Here is a 23,588-nt window from a genome sequence, read left to right as displayed (position 1 = left end):
GCGTGGTCACGGGGCTGGCGGGAACGCTCGCCCGGCTGATGGCCGCGGGGCTCGTCGGCGCGTCGCTTGCCGCGTCCATCCCCGCCTTTGCGGAACAGCCCGATCCGCCCGCCGCCGCACCCATCACCGGCAATGCCGGCATGGGAACGGGCGACGTGCCCCTCACCACGCCGCTGCCGCCCTTGACAGCTCCCGCCCCGCGCGCTGCCACGGCCGCGCCGGCGCCTGTCTCCCCCGCGATATCGCCCGCTCGGGTGCGCGGCGGCGTGGATTCGGCCGGCGATACGCCCCATCCGCTTCCCCAGCCGGCGCAGGCGCAGGCGCAGTCGGCGCCGGCCGCCACCCCAGCCCAGCCGGCTGCGACCGTCGCCGCGCCCGCGCCGGCCGCGACCCCCGCGCCTGCGGCCCCGCCGGTGACCGTCGCGGTTGAAGATCCCCTCGCCCCGGTGGCCGAGGCCATCGCGGCGCTGCTGGCCACGCCCGAGAGCGTCACCGCCTCGAAGAAGGAGCAGGAAGCCCTCGTCGCCTTCTACGGCGCACGGCAGAACATGCCGGTGTTCGTGGGCCTGAAGGGCGTCGACGCCCGTGGCAAGGCGGCGATCGCCCGCTTCGAGGCCGCCGGCGAGGATGGCCTCGAGCCCACCGATTATGCTGTGCCCCTGCCGAAGCCCGGCGCCACCGCCGCAGATCTCGCCCGCACCGAGCTGAAGCTTGCCGTCGCGGCCCTCACCTATGCCCGGCATGCCCAGGCCGGCCGCTTCGATCCCGGCCGCATCTCGGCGCTGGTGACGCCGGTGCGCGAGATTCCCGATCCCACGGCGGTGCTGGCCAAGGTGGCCTATGCCCCTGATGCCAATGCGGCGCTGGCCGCCTTCAACCCGACCCATGCCGGCTATCGCGCGCTGAAGGCGCAGCTCGCCCGGGTCACCGGCCAGACCCCCGGCGTCGTCGCCGTTCCGCCCGGCGCGCAGATCCGCCCCGGTGCCAGCGACCCGCGCATTCCCACCCTGCGCACCCGCCTCGGCATCACCGGCAGGGCGGCGGACGACAACGCCTACGACCCGGCGCTGGTGGATGCGGTGAAGGCCTTCCAGGAGGCCTCCAAGATCAAGCCCACCGGCATCGTCGGCCCCTCCACCATCGCCGCCCTCAACGCCGGCGCCACCCCGGGCGGTGGCAGCCTGAAGTCGGACGTGATCGCCAACATGGAGCGCTGGCGCTGGCTGCCGCGTGACCTGGGTGAATCCTATGTGATGGTGAACATTCCGGAGTTTCTGGTCCGCATCTACCAGAGCGGCCACGAGATCCACGAGACGCGGGTGGTGGTGGGCAAGCCGGAGACGCCGACGCCCCTGTTGAGCCGCGAGATGCAGTACATCGTGGTGAACCCGGCGTGGAACATCCCGCCGTCCATCGCCCGCAACGAGATGATGCCGCTGTTGCGGTCCGACCCCTCGGCGCTGGCGCGGCGCGGCATCGAGGTGGTGCGCAACGGCTCCGGCGGTTATTCGTTCCGGCAGGTGCCCAGCGAGCGCAACGCGCTGGGGCGCATCAAGTTCATGTTCCCCAACGACCATTCGGTCTACCTGCACGACACCCCGTCCAAGGCGCTGTTCCAGAACGACCGGCGCGCCTACAGCCACGGCTGCGTGCGGGTCTACGAGCCGCTCAAGTTCGGCGAGGTGATCTTCAACCTCGGCCTGCCCAATGATCACTGGACGCAGGCGCGCATCGGCAAGATGTTCGGCAGCTCCGAGCGCTACGTGAACCTGAAGCAGCGCTTCCCGGTGCACATCGTCTATTTCAACGTGGTGGTGGACGATGCCGGCCGCCTTGCGGTGCGCGAGGACCTCTACGGCATCAATGCCGAGACCAAAGCCCTGCTCGGCCTCAACGGCAAGCAGCGAATCGCCGACGGCACCTCCACCCGGGGCACCGCGCCCAAGACGCGCTGACCCCTCACACCATACCGCTACGATAGGGACGGCCCAACGGCCGTCCCTTTGTTTTTCAATGACTTGAAGATCAGAACTGAATCACACACGCGTCAGTCTGCCGCGCCATCCGGCCTGTGAATATCGCATGTCACAGGTTGCCTGGTGCGGCAAAGCCACAGCCCGGCACTGGGGGCGGCACGTTTTTGCCACACTCCGCCGATAATTCACGGACCCGTGACCGATGCTTCAGGGAAACCTGCGGTTCGGTCGCATGGGGGCGCGGGGTGTCAACTCACCCTTAACCGAACCCGACAAGACTCTCATCCCATAGCGTCGCGGCAACAGTCGCGGCGTCCTTGACATCTGAGCCTCGGGTTCGAGACATTGGCCATACGTTCCGCGATCACCGCCGTCCGATCCCTGCGCGCAAAAGCCTTGCGCCTCAAGGGGCTGCCCGCGCTCCGGGCCGTCGCCATCGGGACGAGCCTTCTGATTGCCGGCACCTCCTCGCTGCAGAACGCGGTGGCCAACGGCGATACCCGCACCATCACCCTGCACCACACCCATTCCGGCGAGAGCGGCAGCTTCACCTTCAAGAAGAACGGCCGCTACGACGCCGAGGTATTGGCCCAGCTCAATCATTTCCTGCGGGACTGGCGCAACCAGAAGTCCACGCAGATGGACCCGGCCCTGTTCGACATCGTGTGGGAGGTCTATCGCGAGACCGACGCCACCGCGCCGATCCAGATCGTTTCCTCCTACCGCTCGCCCGAGACCAATTCCATGCTGCGCGCGCGCTCCAGCGGCGTGGCGAAATTCTCCCAGCACATGCTGGGCCGGGCCATGGATTTCTACATTCCCGGCGTGAACCTCACCGACCTGCGGGTGGCCGGCCTTCGCCTCCAGCGCGGCGGCGTGGGCTTTTATCCCACCTCCGGCTCGCCCTTCGTCCACATGGACACGGGCAATGTGCGCCACTGGCCGCGCATGACCCATGACCAGCTCGCCCGCGTCTTCCCCGATGGCAAGACCGTGCATGTGGGCACCGACGGGCGACCGCTCTCCGGCTATGCCGCGGCCCTCGCCGAAATCCAGGCGCGCGGTTCCAAGGCCGGCGTTGCCGTGGCCTCGGCCGATGGCGGCAAGGGCGTGAAGAAGTTCTTCTCCGGCCTGTTCGGCAAGAAGGATGCGGACGACGACGAGGGCGGCGAGACCACCACGGTCGCCGCGGCCGATACCGCCGCCGAGGACGCCACGCCCGCCCGCGCCGGGAGCAAGGCCGCGCCGGCCATCGTCCAGGTGGCGACCGCGCCCGTGCCCCCGTCCCGCCCGGCCGAGATCGCCACAGGGGCGCTGGTGGCCGCCAATGCCAGCCTGTTCGCGCCGCTGCCCCAGCGCCGCCCGGCCGAGGCCGGTGGCCGCGACAACCGGGTGGCAAGCCTGACCGCACCGGGCTCCAACGCCGCCTCGGTGCCGCTCCCCACCGTCATTACCCGTGGCGTAGCAAGCGAAGAAGGTCCGGCCCTGGGCTATGCCTCGCCCGGACCCTTGAGCGAGCAGCGCAGCACCCTCTCGGGCGGCATGATGCCCAACGCCGCCGCCCCGACCGTGGCGCATGCGCCGGCTCCCGCCGGAAAGCAGCGCGCCCGGGTTGCCGAGGTCACGTTCGGCCGGCTGTTCCTGTCGCCGAGCCTGTCCACGGAATTGTATCTGCGCACGCCAGAACTGCGGCAGCTCGCCACCTTCATGGCGCCGCCGCACGAAGTGGTGGCGTCCGCCTTCTCGCGGGATGGCTCGTTCGGCCTGAAATCGCGCTTTTCCGGCACGGCGGTGGCGGACCTGCCCACCTATGTGTTCCGCGCCCCGGCCATCGCCTACACCCAGCGCATGTGAGGGGCGAAGGCGCATGCGCCTTGCACCTTCCGCCTGAGATGGCCGCCTGACGCGGCGGGGCGAACCCCGCCGCCCATAACCTGCCTAGAGCGTTTTCCGCTCGCCCCGGCTCACGGCAATCGCTCTAGAGTCTTGTGTTGACGCGTTTTCTTTACGCGAACCGGTGTCCACTTCGCTCGAAAACGCCCTAGACGAAGATGCCGAGCGCCTGGAGATAAAGCTCCACGATCGCCTCCAGCTCCTTGCGCTCCTCCGCGTCTTCCTTGCGGATCTTGAGGATGGCGCGCAGCGCCTTCACGTCGAAGCCGTTGGCCTTGGCCTCGGCGAACACATCCTTGATATCGTCGGCAATGGCCTTCTTCTCCTCCTCGAGCCGCTCGATGCGCTCGATGAAGGACTTGAGCTGTTCCTTGGCAAAGCCCGCGGGGCCATCTGATACGTCTTCAGCCACCTGGCCGGTCTCCTTGGGTCGAAAGCGCATTCCCCAGGCCAAGCCGACCGGCGAAACGCGCGAAATACGGGTCCGGAGCCGGTACGGCTCCAGAACGGGACGAAGATAGAGGCCGCCGCGAGGCCCCACGTCAAGGATGCGTCCCCGCTATCCACGCTGCATCAGGGCTCGGCGGCAGCATATGGTATCTTGATCCGAAATGCCGTCCCATGCCCCCGCCCTGCGCTACCCATGCGGGGGCTGCGACCCGCGCACCGCAAGCCGAGCCGAACTGCGGGACGCACCACCGCCCCTCCCAACAGGCGCCGCGACACTCCAAGATCCGCCACGCCGTCGCGTGAGTCCGGCGCTCGCCCCCGCGAGGCGACCATATTGCGGGCGGCCGGGATTGGCGCGATACCCCATCCGGCCGCGACCGCCGGCTCAGGCGCGCCTGATGTCCCCCAAAACCCGATCTGCTTCGTGACAGCCCAGCCCTTCCCGCGCCTCGCCTTCGGCATCGCGACCCTGACCCTCGGCGCGCTCGCCATGGGCGCCTCCGTCCTGTTCGTGCGGCAGGCGGATGTGGGCCCATTCGCCAGCGCCTTCTGGCGGGTGGGCCTCGCTTTGCCCGTGCTCGCCGCCTGGGCCGCGCTGGCGGAGGGGCGCCAGGCCTTCCGGCCCGATCGCGCTTCCCTCCTCGCCGGGGGCTTCTTTGCCGGCGACCTCATCTTCTGGCACCTCGCCATTCTCGGCACCACGGTTGCAAATGCCACAGTGCTCGCCACCACCTCCCCGGTGTGGATCACCGCCTTCGCCGTTCTGGTGCTGCGCCAGAACGTCTCCCGCGCCGGCTGGACCGGGCTCGGCCTGTGCGTGCTCGGGGCGCTGGCGCTGGTGGGCCGCAGCTGGCAGTTCGATCCTGCGCACCTGCCGGGCGATGCCGCCGGACTGGTCACCGCCCTGTTTTTCGCCGGCTATTTCCTGGCCCTGAGCCGCGCCAGACAAACGCGGAGCGCGGCGGCGGCGACGCTGGTGTCCACGGCGGCGACGACGGTGATCCTGTTCGGGGTGGCTCTCCTCGCCGAGCCGACCCTCTGGCCGTCGAGCGCCGGCGGGGTGGCAGCGCTGGTGGCGCTCGCCCTCGTCGCCCAGGTCGGCGGACAGGGGCTGATGGCGGTGGGGCTCGCCCTGGTGCCGCCGGGCTTCGGCGCGCTGGTGCTCTTCCTAGAGGTGGTGTCGGCGGCGGTGCTGGGCGCCCTTCTCCTCCATGAGCCCATTGGGGCCCTTCAGGCCGTGGGCGGGCTGCTCATCCTCGGCGGGCTGGTGGTGGCCCGGCCACGGTAGGCCGAGAAACCGACACGGGAGCTGCCTCGCTCGCGCCCCGATCCGGCGGCAGAAGGAGCGGCAACGGCGCAAGACCATCCGCCAGACCGCCCATCCTCGCGCGGGCATTGACGGGCCGGCGCCTTAGAGGCACACACCATCGCGACATGTCCTTCCCGTCCGACGGCATGACCCGTTTCGCTCCCCTGAGCCGGCGCTTCCAGCGCGCGATGTCGCGCGGCCTGTGCCGGGTCCTGCTCGTGCTGTGCGCGGCAGCACCGGCCGTATCGCTCTTCCCCGATGCCGCCGCTGCCGAGTTCCGCCTGTGCAACCGCACCCAGAGCCGGATCGGCATCGCCCTCGGCTACAAGGACGGCGATATCTGGACCACGGAAGGCTGGTGGAACGTCTCGGCCAACAGTTGCGAGACATTGCTGCGCGGCGAGTTGTCGGCCCGCTTCTATTACCTCTACGCCGTGGATTACGACCAGGGCGGGGAATGGGCCGGCAAGGCCTACATGTGCACGCGGGAAAAGGAATTCACCATCAAGGCCGCCGACGACTGCCTCGCCCGCGGCTTCGACCGCACCGGCTTCTTCGAGGTGGACACGCAGGAGCAGAAGGCCTGGACCGTGCAGCTGACCGAATCGGGCCAGACCAAGCCGGCGCAGGGGAACGTGCCGCCTCCGCCACCCCCGCCGCCAAAGCCTCGGTAAGAACAGCGCCGACCGGAACGGTCCGTATCAGATGCCGCGGCCTTCCACCTTCAGCGACAGCTGGCTCTCCATCTCCTCGGTGCCGTCCAGGCGCGGATTGACGGCGCGGGCCTTGCGCACCGCCTCCAGCGCGCGCTTGTCGTCGCCCAGCTCGCGCATGATGAGGGCGAGGCCGTAGAGCATGGCGTAGTGGCGCGGCTCGCGGGCCAGCACCTCGCGAATGTCGGCGAGGGCGCCGCCATAGTCGTCCCGCAGGTAGAGGATGGTGGCGCGCTTGCTGAGGGCGCCCACGTAATCGGGTTCGATCTCGATGACCTGGTCAAGGATCTGGAGTGCCAGGTCGAACGCCTTGGCCTCGGCGGCGGCGCCTGCGCGCGCCATCAGCAGATCGACGCTCGGGCTGCTGGAATCGGAGAACAGCTGGTCGAGCCGGTCCGCGATCATCTTGGAGCTGCGGTCGTCCGGCGCCACCTTCAGCGCGGCGAACAGCCCTTCGAGCTGGGTCCGCTTGTCCTTGGGAAGGCGCGGACGAGCGGGCGCGGCCTCTCCCAGCGGAAGAGCGGCGGACGGCCCGGTCGGCACGCCCGGCAGCGGCACGGGAACCCGCTCTCCCGGCAGCACGGACTGGGCTCCGGCACCGGTGGACAGCGTGATCATGAGGGGAAAACAGAAAAGAAGCGCGACCGGCCGGACGCGCCTCTTCCATCTGCGGGAAGAGCGGATGAAAGGGGCGGGAATGGGCGGCGTGTCCTCGGTCATCCTTGAAGTGTCCGCCCATGCGCGGATCGCGTCAACTCACCCGCCGGCGGCAAGCCCGGCTGGATGGTCACGATGCGGAGAGACGGCAGGACGACAGAGGCTGGAACAGGAACCAGAGTCCAAATCCAGCCGGGACGAGCGATGGCGCGGGCAAAAAGATGAACAGCCCGCGCGCGGCTCAGCCCTGGCGCGCCTTGTAGCGCTTCTGGGTCTTGTTGATGATGTAGACGCGGCCCTTGCGGCGGACGAGACGGTTGTCCCGGTGGCGCCCGAGCAGCGACTTCAGCGAATTGCGGATCTTCATGACAAACTCTTTCCGGCCGACCGCTGCGCGTTTCCGCGCGGCCCATTTCGACACCGTGTTGCTGGATCGAGCCGGCGTGATAAGGGGCGGCGTGGCCGATGTCAATGCGGGCGCGCCGCAATGCGCCTCTACGAACGGCCGTGGTCTTTGACCAATGCCGAGAAGATTGCGCTCAGACGCCGCGCGGGCTTGCAACTGCGGGCCATGAGTCAAGCTCATGCCCGTGGGTTTTACGCCCGGTGGTAGGGATGGCCAGAAAGAATGGTGACGGCGCGGTAAATCTGCTCCGCCAGCATCACCCGCACCAGTTGGTGGGGAAAGGTGGCGGTGCCGTAGGCAACCATGAGCGCGGCCTTGTCCCGCACCGCGTCGCACAGCCCGTCCGCACCGCCGATGACGAAGGCAAGAGCCGAGAGACCGCCGTCGCGCTGGGCCGCCACGCGCGTCGCGAAATCCTCGCTGGAGAGCTGGCGCCCGCGCGGGTCGAGCACGATCAGCCCCGCCCCCGCGGGCAGGGCCGCGATCAGGGCCGCGCCCTCCTCCGCCATGCGGTCTTCGGCACGGCGGGCGGCGGATTCCGGAATCTCGATCATGTCGCAGGGGCCGAGGCCCAGGGGGCGGCCGGCGGGGCGGATGCGATCCACATAGCGCGTGACGAGGTCACGCTCGGCCCCGGCCTTCAGCCGGCCGACACAGGCAAGAACGAGGCGCACGCGGCTCTCAGCAAGCCGTCCCGGGGCGCATCAGGGGCGCGTCCCGGACCACATCTTCTCGATGTTGTAGAAGCTGCGGACCTCGGGCTGGAAGACGTGGACGATCACGTCGTTCGCGTCGATGAGCACCCAGTCGCAGGCCGGCTGGCCCTCGACCCGCACGTGCTTGATTCCAGCCGCCTTCAGCGCCTCGATGAGGTGCTCGGCGACAGCGCCCACATGCCGCTGCGAGCGGCCGGAAGCGATCACCATGTAGTCGGCGATGGAGGTCTTGCCACGCAGGTCGATGGAGACGATGTCCTCGGACTTGTCGTCTTCGAGCCGGGCAGTGACGAGGGCGAGAATCTCCTCGGCGTCGGGAAGCGCCCGGGAGACCGTGGCGGGCGGTGTCATCTCAGCGGCCGCCAGAAGTGCCGTCGTGGACAGGGGTCCAAATCCTCTTGATTGAGGCGACGGCACAAACCGTCGCACCCCCACACAATGGGGCTAAATCAACGAAAATTCAAGATGTTTGGCGGGCCGGCCCGTCGAGCCCCCCGCGTGCGGCCCGTATTCCCGTTGAAGACATGGGGGATTTCAGCCCGTGGAGGAACACCCAGGCGGGCGGTTTCAGGTCCGCCAGAAGGGGGGCGTCGCTCTCGTCGATGCGGTAGCGCCCCAGAGCCTGCGCCGCCACGGAGGCGGTGGCGGCAAGGCTTTCGCCCATGCGGTCCACCACCGCCATGGGCATGAGATCGGCAATGGCCCGCCAGCGCTGCCAGCGATCGAAACGAGCGAGATTGTCCGCCCCCATGATCCACACGAAGCGCACCGTGGGCAGGCGCCGCGCCAGGTATTCCACTGTCTGGTAGCTGTAGCGCACGCCGAGATCGGCCTCGAAGCCGGTCACGTCGATGCGCGGATGGCGCGCCACCCGCCGCGCGATGGCGACACGCTGCTCCAGCGGCGGCAGCGCGCGGTTGTCCTTCAAGGGGTTGCCCGGCGTCACCAGCCACCACACCCGGTCGAGCTTCAGCCGCCGCAAGGCGAGCAGGCTCGCCGCGCGATGGGCCTCGTGGGCCGGGTTGAAGCTGCCGCCGAACAGGCCCACGCGCAGGCCGTCCGTCACCCACGGCATGTGGCGCGCGGCGCGGGGGCTCACCGCGCCGCCGTCCCGCGTCCCCCCGCTGGCGGGTGGGAAGCTCACGGACGGGTCTGCCCCGAGCCGTGGATGCGGTATTTGAACGAGGTCAGCTGCTCGGCGCCCACCGGGCCACGGGCATGCATGCGCCCGGTGGCGATGCCGATCTCCCCGCCGAAGCCGAATTCCCCGCCGTCGGCGAACTGGGTGGAGGCGTTGTGGAGCACGATGGCGGAATCCACTTCCGCCAGGAAGCGCTCCGCCGTCGCCTCATCCTCGGTGACGATGGAATCGGTGTGGTGGGAGCCGTGGGCCTCGATATGGGCGACGGCACCGGCGAGCCCGTCCACCACCTTGGCGGCGATGATGGCGTCGAGATATTCCGTGTCCCAGTCCAGCGGCGCGGCGGGCTTGACGCGGCCGTCCACCGCCTGCACGGCCTCGTCGCCGCGCACCTCGCAGCCGGCGTCGATGAGCATCTGAACCAGCGGCTTCAGGTGGGTGGCGGCCACCGCCTGGTCCACCAGCAGGGTCTCGGCGGCGCCGCAGACGCCGGTGCGGCGCATCTTGGCGTTCAGCACCACGGTCTTGGCCATGTCGAGGTCGGCGGCCCTGTCCACATAGACGTGGTTGATGCCGTCGAGATGGGCGAACACCGGCACCCGCGCATCGCTTTGCACCCGCGCCACCAGGCTCTTGCCGCCGCGCGGCACGATGACATCCATATTATTATCGAGCCCGGCCAGCATCAGCCCCACCGCCGCCCGGTCGGCCACGGCGACGAACTGCACCGCGTCCTCCGGCAGGCCGGCGGACTTGAGGCCGGAGACGAAGGCGCGATGGATGGCGCCGGACGAAGCGAGGCTGTCGGAGCCGCCGCGCAGGATCACGGCATTGCCGGCGCGCAGGCACAGGGCTGCGGCGTCCGCCGTCACGTTGGGCCGGCTCTCATAGATGACGCCGATGACGCCCAGCGGCGTGCGCACGCGCTCGATCTTCAGGCCGTTGGGGCGGGTCCAGCTCTCGGTCACCTCGCCCACGGGATCGGCCAGGGCCGCCACCTGCTCCACGCCCTCGGCCATGGCCGCGATGCGGGCGGGGGTGAGGGTGAGGCGGTCGAGGAACGAGCCGGTCATGCCGTCCGCCTTCGCCTTGGCCACGTCGCCGGCATTGGCGGCGAGAATCTCGTCGGCGGCGGCGCGGATGGCCGCGGCGGCGGCATGGAGCGCCTGCGTCTTCGCCTCGGGTGCGGTGAGGGCGAGGGTGCGGGAGGCGGCGCGGGCGCGCCGGCCCATGTCGGCCATGTAGGCGGCAAGATCCACCCCGGTATCCGTCCCGACTTGCGCCGGCGGCACGGACCGGCCCGCGACGGCGGAAACATCGGTGCGGGCGGCGGAGGCGGTGGCCATGGCAGGGTCTCGCTGACGGGAAATGCGGTTCGGCCCCCTACATATAGGGAGGAACTCTTCACTAGCACGCTCGACACTGGGTGCGACAGCCCGCGCAAAGGGTCAGACGATCTCGGCGTTCGGCCACACCGGAAAGGCCATAGACCGTCACGATCGGGGAGTCCGTTAACCATGACTCCAAGAACATTTAGAGAATAAAGGTTGCACCAGACTTCTTGGTCGGGCATAGTCTCACTCATGGCTCAGGCTGGTGAAACTCTTTCCGACTTCCTTATCCGTCGCCGCCGGGAGATCGCGGAGGCACAGGATCGTCTGCATGCGGAGCTTCATGCTCTAAATGTTGAAAGCGACCAGATCGAACTAGCAGCTAAGGTCGCCGGCGTTGAGGACCATGTCGTCACCAAAGAGACTTACGTAGAGCGCACGATTTTTGGGGGGCTGATTCGCGGTAGTCGCGAAAAGGTAGTTGCCGAGCGAACGATCAAGGAGGCCGTGGTTCGGACTCTTACGGACGCCGGCCGCGGTATGACCGCCCAGGAAATCCTTCCCGTCGTTAACAAGCATTTGGGCGTAGACTACCCACGCACAAGCCTCAGCCCTCAGCTTTCCCGGCTGAAGCATGACGGAATAGTTGAGCGCAATGGAATCGTGTGGAGCCTCGTTTCGGCTCCCCAAAAGGAAGAGCCCCCTTCCGCTCCAGCGGAAGGGGGCTCGAAGCCTGAAGACGGAGGGGCCTCTAACCCCGCCCTCTTCGAGTAACCCCGCCTCGTCCGGGCGCATATGGAAAGGAGGTAAGCGTGTTCCTTCAACAGATCCGAGCAGCGGCGGGTTTTAATTTCCCGCTGCTCTTGTTGAAGAAGGCCGCCTAATAGCGGTCACCTAACCTGCCCCCTTCCACAAGGGGTAAGAGCATCGACGTCACACGATTCCAACCATGTGACGTCGATGTACATATGTAGCATCGACCGAATCAGATGGCAACCTAAGCATCTGATAAAAAGCATGAATCAGATCATAAGCTTGCGTTCGAATGTTCCCGCGAGAGCTTGCAAGGCAAGTTTGAGGGACCTTTGGAAAGCCCCCTCACTCCACGCCCAACGCCATGTCGTCGCGGTGGATCATCTCCGAGCGGCCCTGGCCGCCCAGCAGGGCCTCGATCTCGGGGGTGGTGCGGCCCATGATGCGGGCCGCGTGGGTGGAATCGTAGGCCACCAGCCCGCGGCCCACCTCGGCGCCATCGGGGCCGCGCAGCACCACCGCGTCGCCGCGGTCGAACAGGCCTTCCACCCGCTTCACACCGGCCGGCAGCAGGCTCGCGCCACGGCGCAGGGCCGCCACGGCGCCATCGTCCAGATGCAGCGTGCCGCGCGGCTCCAGCGCCCCGGCGATCCAGCTCTTGCGGGCGCGCACGGGATTGGCGGAGGTGAGGAACCAGGTGCAGCGCCCGCCTTCCACGATGCGCTTCAGCGGGTTCTTCACATGGCCGGAGGCGATGACCATGTGGGTGCCGGCGGAGGTGGCGATCTTGCCGGCCTCGATCTTGGTGCGCATGCCGCCGCGCGACAGCTCCGAGCCCGCATCCCCGGCGATGGCCTCGATCTCGGCGCCGATGCGCGGCACCACCGGAATGAGGGTGGCGTTGGGGTCCTGCGCCGGCGGGGCGGTATAGAGCCCGTCGATGTCCGAGAGCAGCACCAGCAGGTCGGCGCTCGCCATGGTGGCGACCCGGGCGGCGAGGCGGTCGTTGTCGCCGTAGCGGATCTCGGTGGTGGCCACCGTGTCGTTCTCGTTGATGATGGGCACCGCCTTCAGGTCCATCAGCCGGCCGAGGGTGGAGCGGGCATTGAGATAGCGCCGGCGCTCCTCGGTGTCGCCGAGGGTCAGCAGCACCTGGCCAGCGGTAATTCCATAGTGCCCGAGAATCTGCGCCCAGGTGCGCGACAGGGTGATCTGGCCCACGGCGGCGGCGGCCTGGCTGTCCTCCAGCTTCAGCGGCCCCTTGGGCAGGCCGAGCACGGTGCGCCCCAGGGCGATGGCGCCCGAGGACACCACCATCACCTCGCAGCCGCGCGCATGGAGGGTGGCGATGTCCTCCACCAGCGAGGTGAGCCAGGCGAGCTTCACCCGCCCGTGGTCACGATCCACCAGCAGGGCGGAGCCCACCTTGATGACGATGCGGCGGAAGTCGGTGAAGACAGGGGTCTTCGGCACCACCGAATTGGGCGCCGTCGAATCTGATGTTGAATCTGTCGATGCCATGGAAGTTCTGGACGCCGTCGCGGCACTCAGACGGGCAGGACGCGCACGTCGGTGCGGGAAAAGTCATCCCCCTTGAAGAGGAGCGGCACGTCATGCGCCTTGGCGACGGCATAGGCCATGCAGTCGCCGAAGTTCAAGCCCGCCGGATGCCGCCCCTTGCCAAAACGGTCGAAGGCCTCCCGCGCCAACCGCAACTGGAGCAGGTCGTGGGGCATGACCGTGACGTCACCTTCCTCCAGCCAGAGATCGAGCGCCTCCAAGGCGTAGGGGTAGCTGCGCCCCCGCAGGACGAGGTGGGTCTCAAGGAGCGTCGGTGCGCCGATCAGGCAGGGCGCTCCCGCGAGGATGGGGCGGTAGAGATCGGCATCCGGCTCGTTGGTGAAGGTGGCAATGAGCACCGATGTATCGATGGCGATCACCGGGGGGCGCCGTCCTCGCCATAGAGGTCGCCATGCTCGGAAGAGGCCTCAGGGGACGCCTCGCGGGCCTTGCGGCCAAGCTCAGCCAGGCGATCGTGCAAGGACTTCTGCCGGGGCGAAAGATCCCCATGCCGCAGGGCCTGGCCTTCGGCCTCGTCCATGCGGCGCAAGGCCCGCACCACCACTTCCGTGGTGGTCCAACCATGGCGTTCCGCAAGCCGCCTGGCGGTTTCGAAGGCCTCGTCGCTGCGGATGTTCAGCTGTCGCGGCATGGTGCTAGCTCCCGATCTCGGAATGCTAGCACACACGGGAACCGGCGTCAGCCCGGCCCCGTCACGGCCGCCACGCGTCCCGCGGCTCCTCTTCCTTCTCGGCGCCGCGCTCCTGCTCCACCACGGAGAGCAGCAGGCGCAACGCCTCCTGCACCCCCTGGCCCGACTGGGCCGAGAGCAGCAGCGGCGTCTTCTTGGCGGCGCGCTTCAGGCGCTCCTTCTGCTGCTTGAGCAGCTCGGGGGAAAGCGCATCCACCTTGGACAGCGCCACGATCTCCGGCTTCTCGTCGAGGCCGTTGCCATAGGCGGCAAGCTCGGCCCGCACGGTCTTGTAGGCCTTGCCGGCATGCTCGGAGGTGCCGTCCACCAGGTGCAGCAGCGCCCGGCAGCGCTCCACATGGCCGAGGAAGCGGTCGCCGATGCCGACCCCCTCGTGTGCGCCCTCGATGAGGCCGGGAATGTCGGCGAGCACGAACTCGCGCCCGTCCACCCGCACCACGCCGAGGCCGGGATGCAGCGTGGTGAAGGGATAGTCGGCGATCTTGGGCTTGGCCGCCGTGGTGGCCGCCAGGAAAGTGGACTTGCCGGCATTGGGCAGGCCCACCAGGCCGGCGTCGGCGATCAGCTTCAGGCGCAGCCAGATCCACCGCTCCTGGCCCTCGAGGCCGGGATTGGCGCGGCGCGGCGCCTGGTTGGTGGAGGTCTTGAATTGGGCGTTGCCGAAGCCGCCATTGCCGCCTTCCAGCAGCTTGATGCGCTGGCCCACCTCGGTGAGGTCGGCGAGAACGGTCTCTTCCTGTTCGTCGAGGATCTGGGTACCGGCGGGCACCCTCAGCACCACATCGGAGCCACGGGCGCCGGTGCGGTTGGCGCCCTTGCCGTGGTCGCCCTTCTTGGCCTTGAAATGCTGCTGGTAGCGATAGTCGATGAGCGTGTTGAGGCCATCCACGCACTCGATCCACACGTCGCCGCCGCGTCCGCCGTCGCCGCCATCGGGACCGCCGAACTCGATGAATTTCTCGCGCCGGAAGGAGACGCAACCCGCCCCCCCGTCGCCGGAGCGCACATAGACCTTGGCCTGATCGAGGAATTTCATGGCTTGGAGGTAGACGGGAGGCGCCGCAAACGCAAGGGCGGCCGCGCCCTCACAGCTTCAGGATGCGCTCGGCGTTGGCGTGGCACACCTTGGCGCGCACGGCTGGATCGAGCGGCGCCGCCTCGATGAAGGCGGCCGCGGTGGACGTGTCCTCATAGGGATAGTCGACCGAGAACATCACGGCATCCTCGCCCATGGCCGCGATGGCGGCGGCCAGCGCGGTCGGATCACACACGCCGGACGTGGTGATGGCGAAGTGGCGCCGGATGATGGCCGATGGCAGTTGCTCCAGCGGCAAGGTCTCCCCCAGGGTGCACTGCCAGCGGCTGTCGAACCGCCACAGGAGAGAAGGCAACGTCTCCCCCATGTGGCCGAGCAGGACCTTCAAAGTCGGAAACCGGCTGAAGGTGCCGCCGAAGACGAGCCGCAAGGCGTGGCTCGCCGTTTCCGCGGTCCATGCCCACACCGCCCCGTCCAGCTCCGGCCGCCCGGCGAACATGGCCGGCGCATCCGCCAATGCACCGGGATGGAGGTAGACCGGCACGTCGAGGTCGGCCACCCGCTCCCAGAACGGGAGAAACCGGTCGGCATCGAGATATTGGCCGTTGGTCTGCCCGTTGATGAGAGCCCCCTTGAAGCCGAGCTGGCGCACGCACCGCTCCAACTCGTCCGCCGCGACTACGGGGTCCTGCATGGGCAGGTGGGCAAAGCCGGCATAGCGCTTGGGCTGACGGCGGACCTCCTCGGCGAGCGCGTCATTGGCCTTGCGCGCAAGGCTGATGGCGGTCGCCGTGTCCTTCTCGGCCTGCACGCCGGGTGTGGTGACCGACAGCACGCACAGCGAAATGCCCGCCTGGTCCATGGCCTCCAGCCGCAGGCTGTCGAAATCCACCAGACGCCGCTCGATGTCAGCGAACAGCGCATCGCTGCGGGTCGGGCGGGCGACGTTGCGGCTGGCGAGGTCGGGGGTGGTGAAATGTTCTTCAAGAGCGATCTTGCGGATGGGACCGGCGGCGGGCACGCCCGCGCCGGGTTCCTTTGCAGAAGCAACCACTCCCACCTCCCATTGGACATGAACCACGGCCAAGCTATTGCACCTCAACCCTCCGTTCCACGGAAATGCACGCCGCCGCCCTGAACCCGCCTTCCGCCAGCATCGGGGACGGCCGCACGCGCCTTTGACCTTTCCCACCGGACGGACCAAAACACCGCCATGAGTGCGCGCACGGTCGATGTCCTTTTGCCCCTGGGCCTCGACACCCCCTATTCCTACCTCGTGCCCGAGGGAATGACGCTCTCCCCCGGCGACCTCGTGCATGTGCCTCTGGGCGCGCGCGGGATGATCGGCTGCGTCTGGCCGCGCCCCCCCGGCGGCGGATCCGGCAAGCCGGTGGACGTGGCGAAGCTCAAGGCCGTGAAGGCGAAGCTGGACTATGTCCCCCTGCCGCCGGACCTCTTGAAGCTGGTCGACTGGATGGCCGACTACACCCTCGCCCCACGCGGCATGGTGCTGCGCATGGCCCTGCGCCACGGGGAAAGCCCCGGCGCCGGCCGCGAGCGGGTGGGCGTGCGCCTCGCCGGCCCCGCCCCGGCGCGCATGACGGCCGCCCGCGCCCGGCTGCTCGACCTCCTCGCCGACGGCTTCGTGCGCGGCAAGTCGGAGGCGGCGCGGGAGGCCGGGGTCTCCCCCTCCGTGGTAGACGGGCTGGTGGACGAGGGCGCCCTTGAAACCGTGGTGCTGCCCCCCGAGCCCGCCGCCTATCCCCCCGACCCGACCTTTGCCACGCCCACGCTGTCCGAGCCGCAGGCGCAGGCCGCGCAGGCGCTCAGCGGGGCGGTGGATGCCAAGGGCTTCGGTGTCTTCCTGCTGGACGGCGTCACCGGCTCTGGCAAGACCGAGGTGTATTTCGAGGCGGTGGCGCAGGCGATCCGCGACGGGCGGCAGGCGCTGATCCTGCTGCCGGAAATCGCCCTCACCCAGGCCTTTCTCGACCGCTTCACCACCCGCTTCGGCGTGAAGCCGGCGGAATGGCATTCCGGCGTCTCCACCCGGCGGCGCGGGCGCATCCTCAACGAGGTGGCCTCGGGACAGGTGAAGGTGGTGGCCGGCGCCCGCTCGGCCCTGTTCCTGCCGTTCCGCGACCTCGGCCTCATCATCGTGGATGAGGAGCACGACCCGGCCTACAAGCAGGAAGACGGCGTCGCCTACCACGCCCGCGACATGGCGGTGGTGCGGGCGCGGCTCGCCGCCGCCCCCATCGTGCTCGCCTCCGCCACCCCCTCCATCGAGACCGAGGTGAACGCCCGGCGCGGGCGCTACCACCGCCTCGCCCTGCCGGTGCGCTTCGGTGGCGCCAAGGTGCCGGGCCTCCTGCCCATCGACCTGCGCAAGGAGGGACCGCCGAAAGGCCGCTGGATTGCCCCGCGCCTCGAAGCCGAGATCACCGATACGCTGGAGGCGGGCGGACAGGCGCTGCTGTTCCTGAACCGGCGGGGCTATGCGCCGCTCACCCTGTGCCACTCCTGCGGGCACCGCATGCGCTGCCCCTCCTGCACCGCGTGGCTGGTGGAGCACCGCTTCCGCCGCCGCCTCACCTGCCACCATTGCGGCTATCAGGCCCCGGTGCCGGAAGCCTGCCCCGCCTGCGGCGCCAAGGACAGCCTGATCCCCGTGGGGCCGGGGGTGGAGCGGCTGCAGGAGGAGGTGCAGGCGCTGTTTCCCGCCGCCCGTTCCCTCGTCCTCTCCTCCGATCTCGCCGGCGGGGTGGAGCGCATGCGCGCCGAGCTGGACGCCGTGGCCAAGGGCGAGGTGGACGTGGTGGTGGGCACGCAGCTCGTGGCCAAGGGCCACAATTTCCCCGGCCTGGCGCTGGTGGGTGTAGTGGACGCCGACGTGGGCCTCGGCCAAGGCGACCCGCGCGCGGCGGAGCGCACCTTCCAGCTGGTGCACCAGGTGGCGGGGCGCGCTGGGCGCGGCAAGACCGAAGGGCGCGGCTTCATCCAGACCCACATGCCCGAGCATCCGGTGATGCGCGCGCTGGTGACCGGCGACCGGGACGCCTTCTACGACACCGAGATCGCCGCCCGCGAGGAGGCCCAGCTTCCACCCTTCGGTCGCATGGCGAGCCTCATCGTCTCCGCCAGCGAGGGCCACGTGGCGGAGGGCCATGCCCGAAGGCTGGCCGCCTCCGCGCCCATGGTGGCGGGGGTGCGCATCCTCGGCCCGGCGGAAGCCCCGCTTGCGATCCTGCGCGGGCGCCATCGCTGGCGGCTGCTGGTGCGCGCGCCCCGCGCCTTCGACCTGTCGCGCTATTTGCGCGACTGGCGGGCCGTGGCACCGAAGGTGACGGGCAACATCCGCGTCGCCATCGACGTGGACCCGCAGAGCTTCTTCTGAACCATCGCCCGGCCGAGCCCATGAGACAGCGCCCCTCCTCCCGCCTTCTGGTCGTGAACGCGCAAGGCCGCCTGCTGCTGCTGCGGTTCGTGCACACAACCGGCGCGCTGGCCGGCGCCGTCTTCTGGGCGCCGCCGGGGGGCGGCCTCGATGCCGGCGAGAGCTTCGAGCAGGCCGCATGCCGGGAACTGCTGGAGGAAACCGGCCTTCACATCGCGGACCCCGGACCGCAAGTCGCCCGGCGGATCGTCACCTTCACCATGCCGGACGGGATCGCGGTGGAAGCCGACGAGCGCTACTTCCTCATCCACGTCGCGACGCTGGAAGTGTCCTCGGCGCTCTGGACCGCCGAGGAACGGGCGGTGGTCGCGGAGCACGCCTGGTGGTCGCAGGCCGATCTGGCGCGGGCGAGCGAGCAGGTGTGGCCGGAAGACATGGCCGGAATGCTGGTAGACGCCGGCGTGTGGAGTTCCTCCCGCTGAGGCCTGCGCACGGGTTACACCTCCCCACCAATGCAGCGCTTGCCCGATGGCGGCCATTGGGCACAATCCCCGCCATGCTCGCCCGTGCCGAATCAGTCTTATCGCCCCTCGCCACCGTCATCCTCGCCGGCGTCGAGCTGGTGCTGGATCCGTCCGGCGCGCTGCTGTGGCCGGACGAAGGGCTGATGGTGGTGGCAGACCTGCATCTGGAGAAAGGCTCCGCCTTCGCCCGGCGTGGCCAGATGCTGCCGCCCTACGACAGTATCGACACATTGAAGCGCCTTGCCGCCGCCATCGCCGTGCACCAGCCGCGCATGGTGATCGCCCTCGGCGACAGCCTGCACGACCGCTGGGCGCTGGAGCGCATGGCCGATCCCGTCCGCGAGGAAATCCGCCGCATCCAGGCCGGCCGCACCTTTGTGTGGATCGCCGGCAACCACGATCCCGTGCCTCACGACCTCGGCGGCGAGGGCACGGCAGCGCTCGCCCACGGTCCGCTGCTGTTCCGCCACGAGCCGGCGGAAGGGCCCGCCCCGGGGGAAGTGTGCGGCCACCTGCACCCCGCCGCTCGCATCGCGCTGCGCGGGCGGGGCGTGCGGCGGCGTTGCTTCGTCACCGATGGCAGCCGCATGGTGCTGCCGGCCTTCGGCGCCTATGCCGGCGGCCTGAGCGTGCGCGATCCGGCCATCGCCGGCCTGTTTCCGCCGCGCGGCTTCACCGCCCACCTCCTGGGCGCCGCTCGCACCTACGAGATGCCCGCCTCGGCCTGCATCGGGGATTGAGGCTTAGCCCAACTGAATTTCAGGCTTTGCGCCGGCGGATGCGCACATAGAGCGCGCCTTCCCCGCCATGGCGGCGGCCGGCGGCTTCGAAGCCCACCACGATCATCCGCAAATCCGGCTCGGCGAGCCATAAGGGCACCGCGCGCTTGAGCACGCCCCGCCCCTCGCCGAAGGCGGGGCCGGTGCTCATGAGCCGGTCGGGATCCCCCTTGCCGGTGATGACCAGCACCAGCGAATGGCCCAGCGCCTGCGCCTCGATCAGGAACAGCCGCAGCCGGCGATGAGCGGCGGCCTGGGTGAGGCCATGCAGGTCGAGGCGCGCATCCACCTCCGCGCCGCGGGTGAGCCGCCGGCGGGTCTTCGGCTCCAGGGAGGCGAGGGGCGGCGCGGGCGGGGGAGCGGGCGGCGTCTTGGAGCGGACGGCCTTGGCGGCCTTGGCCGGAGGGGCAGCGGCGGGTGGTTCCGGCACCACCGGTGGTGTGTCCGGCACCAGCGGGGCGACATCCTGCGGCACGGCCGGCAGCTTCAGCGGCTTCACCGAGCGCACCACATGGTCCCAGAGCGCGCGCTCTTCCGCCGAGAGCTGGCGTCGCCGTCCGCGCCGGCTCATTGGGGGCGCCCTGGTGTCCCGGCGGGCGCGAAGCGCGGTACCAGCAGGGTGAAGCTGCCGGAATGGCGGATGCGCCCGGCCACCGCGCCGGCCTCTGGCCCTGTGCCGAAATAAAGGTCCGCCCGCGCCGGCCCAACGATGGCCGAGCCGGTATCCTGCGCGATCATGAGGCGGCGGAACGGGTCGCGGCTACCCGGCGCGGACAGCGGCAGGTCCGCCGCCACGAACACCGGCGCGCCATAGGTGTGCAGCTTGCGGTCCACGGCGATGGAGCGGCCGGCGGTCAGCGGCACGCCCTGCGCACCCATGGCGCCGGCCTCGCCGCCGAGGTCGAGGGCCTTGAAGAACACATAGGAGCGGTTCTCGCGCCGGAGCGCCCGGCCCGCCTCCGGATCGGCCTCCATGAAGGCGCGGATGCGGTCCATGGACATCTCCTCTCGCGGCACCAGGCCCCGCGCGATGAGGAGCCGGCCCACGGGAAGGTACGGATGGCCATTATAGCCGTCGTAGTTGAGTCGCAGCACCCTCCCGTCCGGCAGGCGGACCCGGGCCGAGCCCTGGATCTGCATGAAGAACAGGTCGATGGGGTCCTTTAGCCAGGCGACTTCCAGCCCCCGGCCGGCGAGCGCCCCATCCTCGATGGCGGCGCGGTCGAAATAGGGCACCAGGGCATCGCCCTCCCGCCGCAGGGCGCCGCCCGAATTGGGGGTGGGTCCGCCGCCGCTCATCAGCAGGTCGGCCGGCCGGCCATAGACCGGCACGTCGAATCCGTTTCCGGGGGCCAGCGCGCCGGCCACCTCCGGCTCGTAATAGCCGGTGAAGAAGCCTTCGCCGCCCGTGTCCGGCACCACGCGGTAGGGCCGGAAATTGGCCTCGAAGAACAGCCGCGCCACCTCCCGCGACGGGGTGGTGGTGCCCAGCCGCGCGGCGGAGGCGCAGGCATGGGCGAGGCCGGCGGCCAGCGTCGGAGCGGACGCGGGGCCCACCTCGGCCGGCGGCGCGCGGCGGGCGGCGCAGCTGCTCAAAAAGGTCTGGAAGGCGGCGGCGTGGTCGTCCGCCGCCCAGCCGTCGAGTGCGCCGTAGGCGACCGGCATCAGCTTCGATCCGGCGATATCGGGCGGGGGAACCGCGTTCAGCATGGCTGCGTGGGTCGGCGCGGCGGCTGCAACGACAAGGGCGAGAACCACCCCCACCGTACACGGCAGGCGGCGCTTCGCGCTTCCGGCCGCTCCCGTCGCGGGGCGGCCGACAGGGCCATGACCCGTGTCACGCCCCCCGACACCGCCACTATCTTGGCCGGCATGTCGGCCATCGTCCCCACCACAATGGCTTGCCGCGTGCCGCACCGGAGGCCTCACTGGGCGGCTTCGGTGGCCACCAGCTTCCAGTTGGGATCGCGCGTGCCGAGGTCGCGGGCGAAGGTCCAAACGTCGGTCACGTCGGCAACAGTGTCGGGGCTGCCGTCCACCACCGCGCCGTCGGCGCTGCGGGTGACCGAGATCAGCTTGGACACGAAGCGCACCGTGAGCTGGGCGCTCCGGTCGCGCACCGTCACGTCCTGAAGCTCGGCCTGCTCGACGGCGACGAAATGCGATTCCATGGTCTCGCGCCGGCTCTCGCGGTCGGCGATGGCGGCGACGAAGCCGTCATAGACATCCTTGGCAAGCAGGTCCTTCAGCGCGCGACGGTCGCCGGCGGCAAAGGCGGTCACGATCATTTCATAGGCGGCGCGGGCGCCCACCAGGAAATGCTTGGCATCGAAGTCCGGCTCGATGCGGGCGATCTCGTCGAGGGCCGCGGCGTTGGCGGAGCCCTCCTGTGCAACGCCCTCCCAGCGATAGGCCTGCGGCGGCTCGTCCACCGGGGCGGCGGTGCCGGGCGGGGTCACCGGGCGCTCGGGCAGGGGCACCACCTTGTCGGAGGCCGGCTGCGGCGGGCGGGCGGTATCGCGGGAATAGGGATCGTAAGGCGGCCGCTCGCGCCCGGTCCGTTGCCCGAGCACGCTGCGCAGGCGCACGAAGATGAAGACCGCGAGGGCCAGGAAGATGATCGTGTAAATGTCGAGCACTGCGCTTCGCCATGCCTTTCGGGCGCCGCGGCAAAGCCGCATCGCCGTGTTGCCCCGTACCGGCATCATCCCGCCGACCGCGCCGCGGGCCGAAACCGATCTCAGCTTATGTACGTCGAAGCTGCGGTCCCGCCAGCCCCCATCTGCATGAGACGCACAGTTTGGCCGGACACACAATTTCAGTGTGAGCTTACGGCACGTGACCGCCCGGCGCCACCTCGCCCACCGCCGCAGGCAGCGCGGACGCCGGCGAGTGCTCTGCCCCACGAATAAAAACGATTGAGGCCGGCGCGGGAAACCGGACCGGCGGCACCATGATCCCGCGCCGGGTCCATCATCTGCGCGCGGCAGGTCTCGGGGTCGTGACCCGGCTTGTGCCGATCCTGCCGCTATGGTCAGCCATCGGCCGCCGCGCCACGGCCTGAGGAGAACGGGCAAGCCGGAACCACCGCCCAGGTGGGGAGGCAGCCGGCGCTTGCGTCCGGCCGGCGCTTGGCGCAGTAGAGCACGCATCCGCCCGGCTCCGACAGGCCGGGCGGTTCAGGCTTAAGTTACAAGGCGCTGAGCGCGCCTGGCCCCGATTGCCACCGCATCGGCGCCGGCGCGCGCGGCGCCCCATCCATCGGAATCTCCCATGGCTCCCACCGTATTGCTTGCGGACATCGGCGGAACCACGACGCGCATCGCCCGCGCCGGCGTGGACGGCATGCCGTTCGACATCCGTCTCGAGGCCAACGATTCCTACGGGTCCATCGAGGACCTGCTCAAGACCTATCTCGTTTCGCTGGGCGGCGAGCCGCCCCGCTGCGCGGCGCTGGCCGTGGCCGGCCCCATCGACGGCGACGGCGTGCGGCTGACCAACCGGAACTGGCGCTTCTCCACGCAGGCGCTGGCCCAGGAGCTGTCCTTCCTGCGCCTCACCGTGCTCAACGATTTCGAAGCTCTCGCCCACGGCCTGCCGCTGCTGACCCGCGACGACCTGATGGAGGTGGGCACCGGCCGCCGCGTCCCCGGCGCGCCCATGCTGCTGTCCGGCCCGGGAACCGGGCTCGGCACCGCGCTGATCCTGCCGCGGGAGGACGGCTACGAGGTGCTTCCGAGCGAGGCCGGCCACATGCGCCTCGGCGCGGTGACCACGGACGAGGCCCGCATCGTCGCCCATCTGGTGCGCGACCTCGGACCGGTCGCGGTGGAGCACGTCCTGTCCGGCCCGGGACTGGTGCGGCTGCACCGCATCCTGTCCGGCGAGCACTTGTCCTCCCACGCCATCATCAAGGCGGCGCTGGACGGCCAGCGGCAGGAAAAGGAGAGCTGCCACATCTTCCTGCGCCTGCTTGGCCGGGTGCTGGGCGACCTCGCCCTCGCCTTCGACGCCAAGGGCGGCGTCTATGTGGGCGGCGGCATCGGCCGGGCTATGGCGCCCCTGTTCGCCGAAAGCCCATTCCGGACTGCGTTCGAAGAGCATCCGCCCTATCTCGACCGCTTGTCGCTCATCCCCATCCATGTGGTGACGCACGCCACCCCCGGCCTGATCGGCATCGGCGAGATCGGCCGCCGGCTGCTGGTGGATGAATAGGGTCACATCTCGCGGCGCCC

24 protein-coding genes are annotated in these 23,588 nt (G+C 69.6%); 9 read left to right on the top strand and 15 right to left on the bottom strand.

From position 1 onward, the window contains the following. Positions 1-2: 2 nt before the first annotated feature. On the top strand, positions 3-1,955 hold the full coding sequence (locus tag FZ033_RS09305; RefSeq protein WP_149575873.1) for a L,D-transpeptidase family protein: 1,953 nt from the start codon (positions 3-5) through the stop codon (positions 1,953-1,955). 366 nt (positions 1,956-2,321) lie between these two features. Further along, entirely contained in the window at positions 2,322-3,830 is a 1,509-nt protein-coding gene (locus FZ033_RS09300) for a DUF882 domain-containing protein (RefSeq protein ID WP_232847403.1), read from the top strand. A 187-nt stretch (positions 3,831-4,017) separates the two neighbouring features. On the opposite strand, the gene FZ033_RS09295 is transcribed toward FZ033_RS09300, so the two are convergent. Then, positions 4,018-4,311: a DUF2312 domain-containing protein gene (locus FZ033_RS09295; RefSeq protein ID WP_232847402.1), complete on the bottom strand. Its 294-nt coding sequence runs from the start codon at positions 4,309-4,311 to the stop codon at positions 4,018-4,020. A 432-nt stretch (positions 4,312-4,743) separates the two neighbouring features. On the opposite strand from FZ033_RS09295, the gene FZ033_RS09290 reads away from it, so the two are divergent. Both FZ033_RS09290 and FZ033_RS09285 read left to right on the top strand, forming a co-directional pair. Further along, the gene (locus FZ033_RS09290; protein WP_232847401.1) at positions 4,744-5,607 is read left to right on the top strand and encodes a DMT family transporter; all 864 of its coding nucleotides are present in this window, start codon (positions 4,744-4,746) and stop codon (positions 5,605-5,607) included. A 146-nt stretch (positions 5,608-5,753) separates the two neighbouring features. After that, positions 5,754-6,302, top strand: a complete 549-nt coding sequence (locus tag FZ033_RS09285; protein ID WP_149575871.1) for a DUF1036 domain-containing protein — start codon at positions 5,754-5,756, stop codon at positions 6,300-6,302. Between the two features lie 27 nt (positions 6,303-6,329). Here the strand turns inward: FZ033_RS09285 and FZ033_RS09280 are convergent, their stop codons facing one another. The 6 genes from FZ033_RS09280 to FZ033_RS09255 all read right to left on the bottom strand — a co-directional run bounded on the left by FZ033_RS09280 (position 6,330) and on the right by FZ033_RS09255 (position 10,502). Then, positions 6,330-6,959, bottom strand: coding sequence for a tetratricopeptide repeat protein (locus FZ033_RS09280; protein WP_149575870.1), 630 nt, complete (start codon positions 6,957-6,959; stop codon positions 6,330-6,332). A 280-nt stretch (positions 6,960-7,239) separates the two neighbouring features. Then, positions 7,240-7,365 carry a type B 50S ribosomal protein L36 gene (ykgO, locus tag FZ033_RS09275; protein WP_012114086.1) on the bottom strand — a complete coding sequence of 42 codons (126 nt, stop codon included), beginning with the start codon at positions 7,363-7,365 and terminating at the stop codon, positions 7,240-7,242. 230 nt (positions 7,366-7,595) lie between these two features. Next, a complete protein-coding gene (rlmH, locus tag FZ033_RS09270; RefSeq protein ID WP_149575869.1) occupies positions 7,596-8,078 on the bottom strand; it encodes a 23S rRNA (pseudouridine(1915)-N(3))-methyltransferase RlmH in 483 nt (160 codons plus the stop codon). 30 nt (positions 8,079-8,108) lie between these two features. Next, positions 8,109-8,471 carry a ribosome silencing factor gene (gene rsfS, locus FZ033_RS09265; RefSeq protein WP_041575393.1) on the bottom strand — a complete coding sequence of 121 codons (363 nt, stop codon included), beginning with the start codon at positions 8,469-8,471 and terminating at the stop codon, positions 8,109-8,111. A 109-nt stretch (positions 8,472-8,580) separates the two neighbouring features. Further along, positions 8,581-9,264: a nicotinate-nucleotide adenylyltransferase gene (locus FZ033_RS09260; protein ID WP_232847400.1), complete on the bottom strand. Its 684-nt coding sequence runs from the start codon at positions 9,262-9,264 to the stop codon at positions 8,581-8,583. After that, positions 9,261-10,502, bottom strand: coding sequence for a glutamate-5-semialdehyde dehydrogenase (locus tag FZ033_RS09255; protein WP_149576137.1), 1,242 nt, complete (start codon positions 10,500-10,502; stop codon positions 9,261-9,263). The genes FZ033_RS09260 and FZ033_RS09255 overlap by 4 nt, the downstream gene beginning before the upstream one ends. 342 nt (positions 10,503-10,844) lie before the next feature. On the opposite strand from FZ033_RS09255, the gene FZ033_RS09250 reads away from it, so the two are divergent. Further along, positions 10,845-11,366 (top strand): hypothetical protein, encoded by a 522-nt coding sequence (locus tag FZ033_RS09250; RefSeq protein ID WP_149575868.1) that lies wholly within the window; start codon positions 10,845-10,847, stop codon positions 11,364-11,366. Positions 11,367-11,690: 324 nt separating this feature from the next. On the opposite strand, the gene proB is transcribed toward FZ033_RS09250, so the two are convergent. From proB to FZ033_RS09225, 5 genes are all read right to left on the bottom strand, one after another. Beyond that, the gene (gene proB, locus FZ033_RS09245) at positions 11,691-12,866 is read right to left on the bottom strand and encodes a glutamate 5-kinase (protein WP_188079405.1); all 1,176 of its coding nucleotides are present in this window, start codon (positions 12,864-12,866) and stop codon (positions 11,691-11,693) included. 26 nt (positions 12,867-12,892) lie between these two features. Next, positions 12,893-13,285, bottom strand: coding sequence for a type II toxin-antitoxin system VapC family toxin (locus tag FZ033_RS09240; protein WP_149575866.1), 393 nt, complete (start codon positions 13,283-13,285; stop codon positions 12,893-12,895). Then, positions 13,282-13,557, bottom strand: coding sequence for a type II toxin-antitoxin system VapB family antitoxin (locus tag FZ033_RS09235; protein WP_149575865.1), 276 nt, complete (start codon positions 13,555-13,557; stop codon positions 13,282-13,284). The genes FZ033_RS09240 and FZ033_RS09235 overlap by 4 nt, the downstream gene beginning before the upstream one ends. 61 nt (positions 13,558-13,618) lie before the next feature. Then, the gene (gene obgE, locus FZ033_RS09230; RefSeq protein WP_149575864.1) at positions 13,619-14,653 is read right to left on the bottom strand and encodes a GTPase ObgE; all 1,035 of its coding nucleotides are present in this window, start codon (positions 14,651-14,653) and stop codon (positions 13,619-13,621) included. Positions 14,654-14,702: 49 nt separating this feature from the next. Then, on the bottom strand, positions 14,703-15,707 hold the full coding sequence (locus FZ033_RS09225; protein WP_232847399.1) for an amidohydrolase family protein: 1,005 nt from the start codon (positions 15,705-15,707) through the stop codon (positions 14,703-14,705). A gap of 159 nt (positions 15,708-15,866) precedes the next feature. On the opposite strand from FZ033_RS09225, the gene FZ033_RS09220 reads away from it, so the two are divergent. From FZ033_RS09220 to pdeM, 3 genes are all read left to right on the top strand, one after another. After that, positions 15,867-18,050 carry a primosomal protein N' gene (locus FZ033_RS09220; RefSeq protein WP_149575863.1) on the top strand — a complete coding sequence of 728 codons (2,184 nt, stop codon included), beginning with the start codon at positions 15,867-15,869 and terminating at the stop codon, positions 18,048-18,050. 20 nt (positions 18,051-18,070) lie between these two features. After that, positions 18,071-18,532 carry an NUDIX hydrolase gene (locus FZ033_RS09215; RefSeq protein WP_149575862.1) on the top strand — a complete coding sequence of 154 codons (462 nt, stop codon included), beginning with the start codon at positions 18,071-18,073 and terminating at the stop codon, positions 18,530-18,532. A gap of 74 nt (positions 18,533-18,606) precedes the next feature. After that, positions 18,607-19,314: a ligase-associated DNA damage response endonuclease PdeM gene (pdeM, locus tag FZ033_RS09210; protein WP_149575861.1), complete on the top strand. Its 708-nt coding sequence runs from the start codon at positions 18,607-18,609 to the stop codon at positions 19,312-19,314. Positions 19,315-19,333: 19 nt separating this feature from the next. Here pdeM and FZ033_RS09205 read toward each other — a convergent pair whose 3' ends face one another. From FZ033_RS09205 to FZ033_RS09195, 3 genes are all read right to left on the bottom strand, one after another. Continuing rightward, entirely contained in the window at positions 19,334-19,924 is a 591-nt protein-coding gene (locus FZ033_RS09205) for a Smr/MutS family protein (RefSeq protein ID WP_149575860.1), read from the bottom strand. Further along, positions 19,921-21,063, bottom strand: coding sequence for a murein transglycosylase A (gene mltA / locus FZ033_RS09200; RefSeq protein WP_232847398.1), 1,143 nt, complete (start codon positions 21,061-21,063; stop codon positions 19,921-19,923). Before mltA ends, FZ033_RS09205 begins: the two co-directional genes overlap by 4 nt. A 215-nt stretch (positions 21,064-21,278) precedes the next feature. Beyond that, complete coding sequence (locus tag FZ033_RS09195; protein ID WP_149575858.1) at positions 21,279-21,992, bottom strand: Tim44/TimA family putative adaptor protein; 714 nt, start codon at positions 21,990-21,992, stop codon at positions 21,279-21,281. Positions 21,993-22,626: 634 nt separating this feature from the next. Here FZ033_RS09195 and FZ033_RS09190 point away from each other — a divergent pair. Beyond that, the gene (locus tag FZ033_RS09190; protein ID WP_149575857.1) at positions 22,627-23,568 is read left to right on the top strand and encodes a glucokinase; all 942 of its coding nucleotides are present in this window, start codon (positions 22,627-22,629) and stop codon (positions 23,566-23,568) included. Positions 23,569-23,588 lie beyond the last annotated feature (20 nt).

Origin of the sequence: Xanthobacter oligotrophicus (genome assembly GCF_008364685.1) — a bacterium.
GTDB lineage: Bacteria > Pseudomonadota > Alphaproteobacteria > Rhizobiales > Xanthobacteraceae > Xanthobacter > Xanthobacter oligotrophicus.
This window is presented reverse-complemented; position numbering and strand designations above follow the sequence as displayed.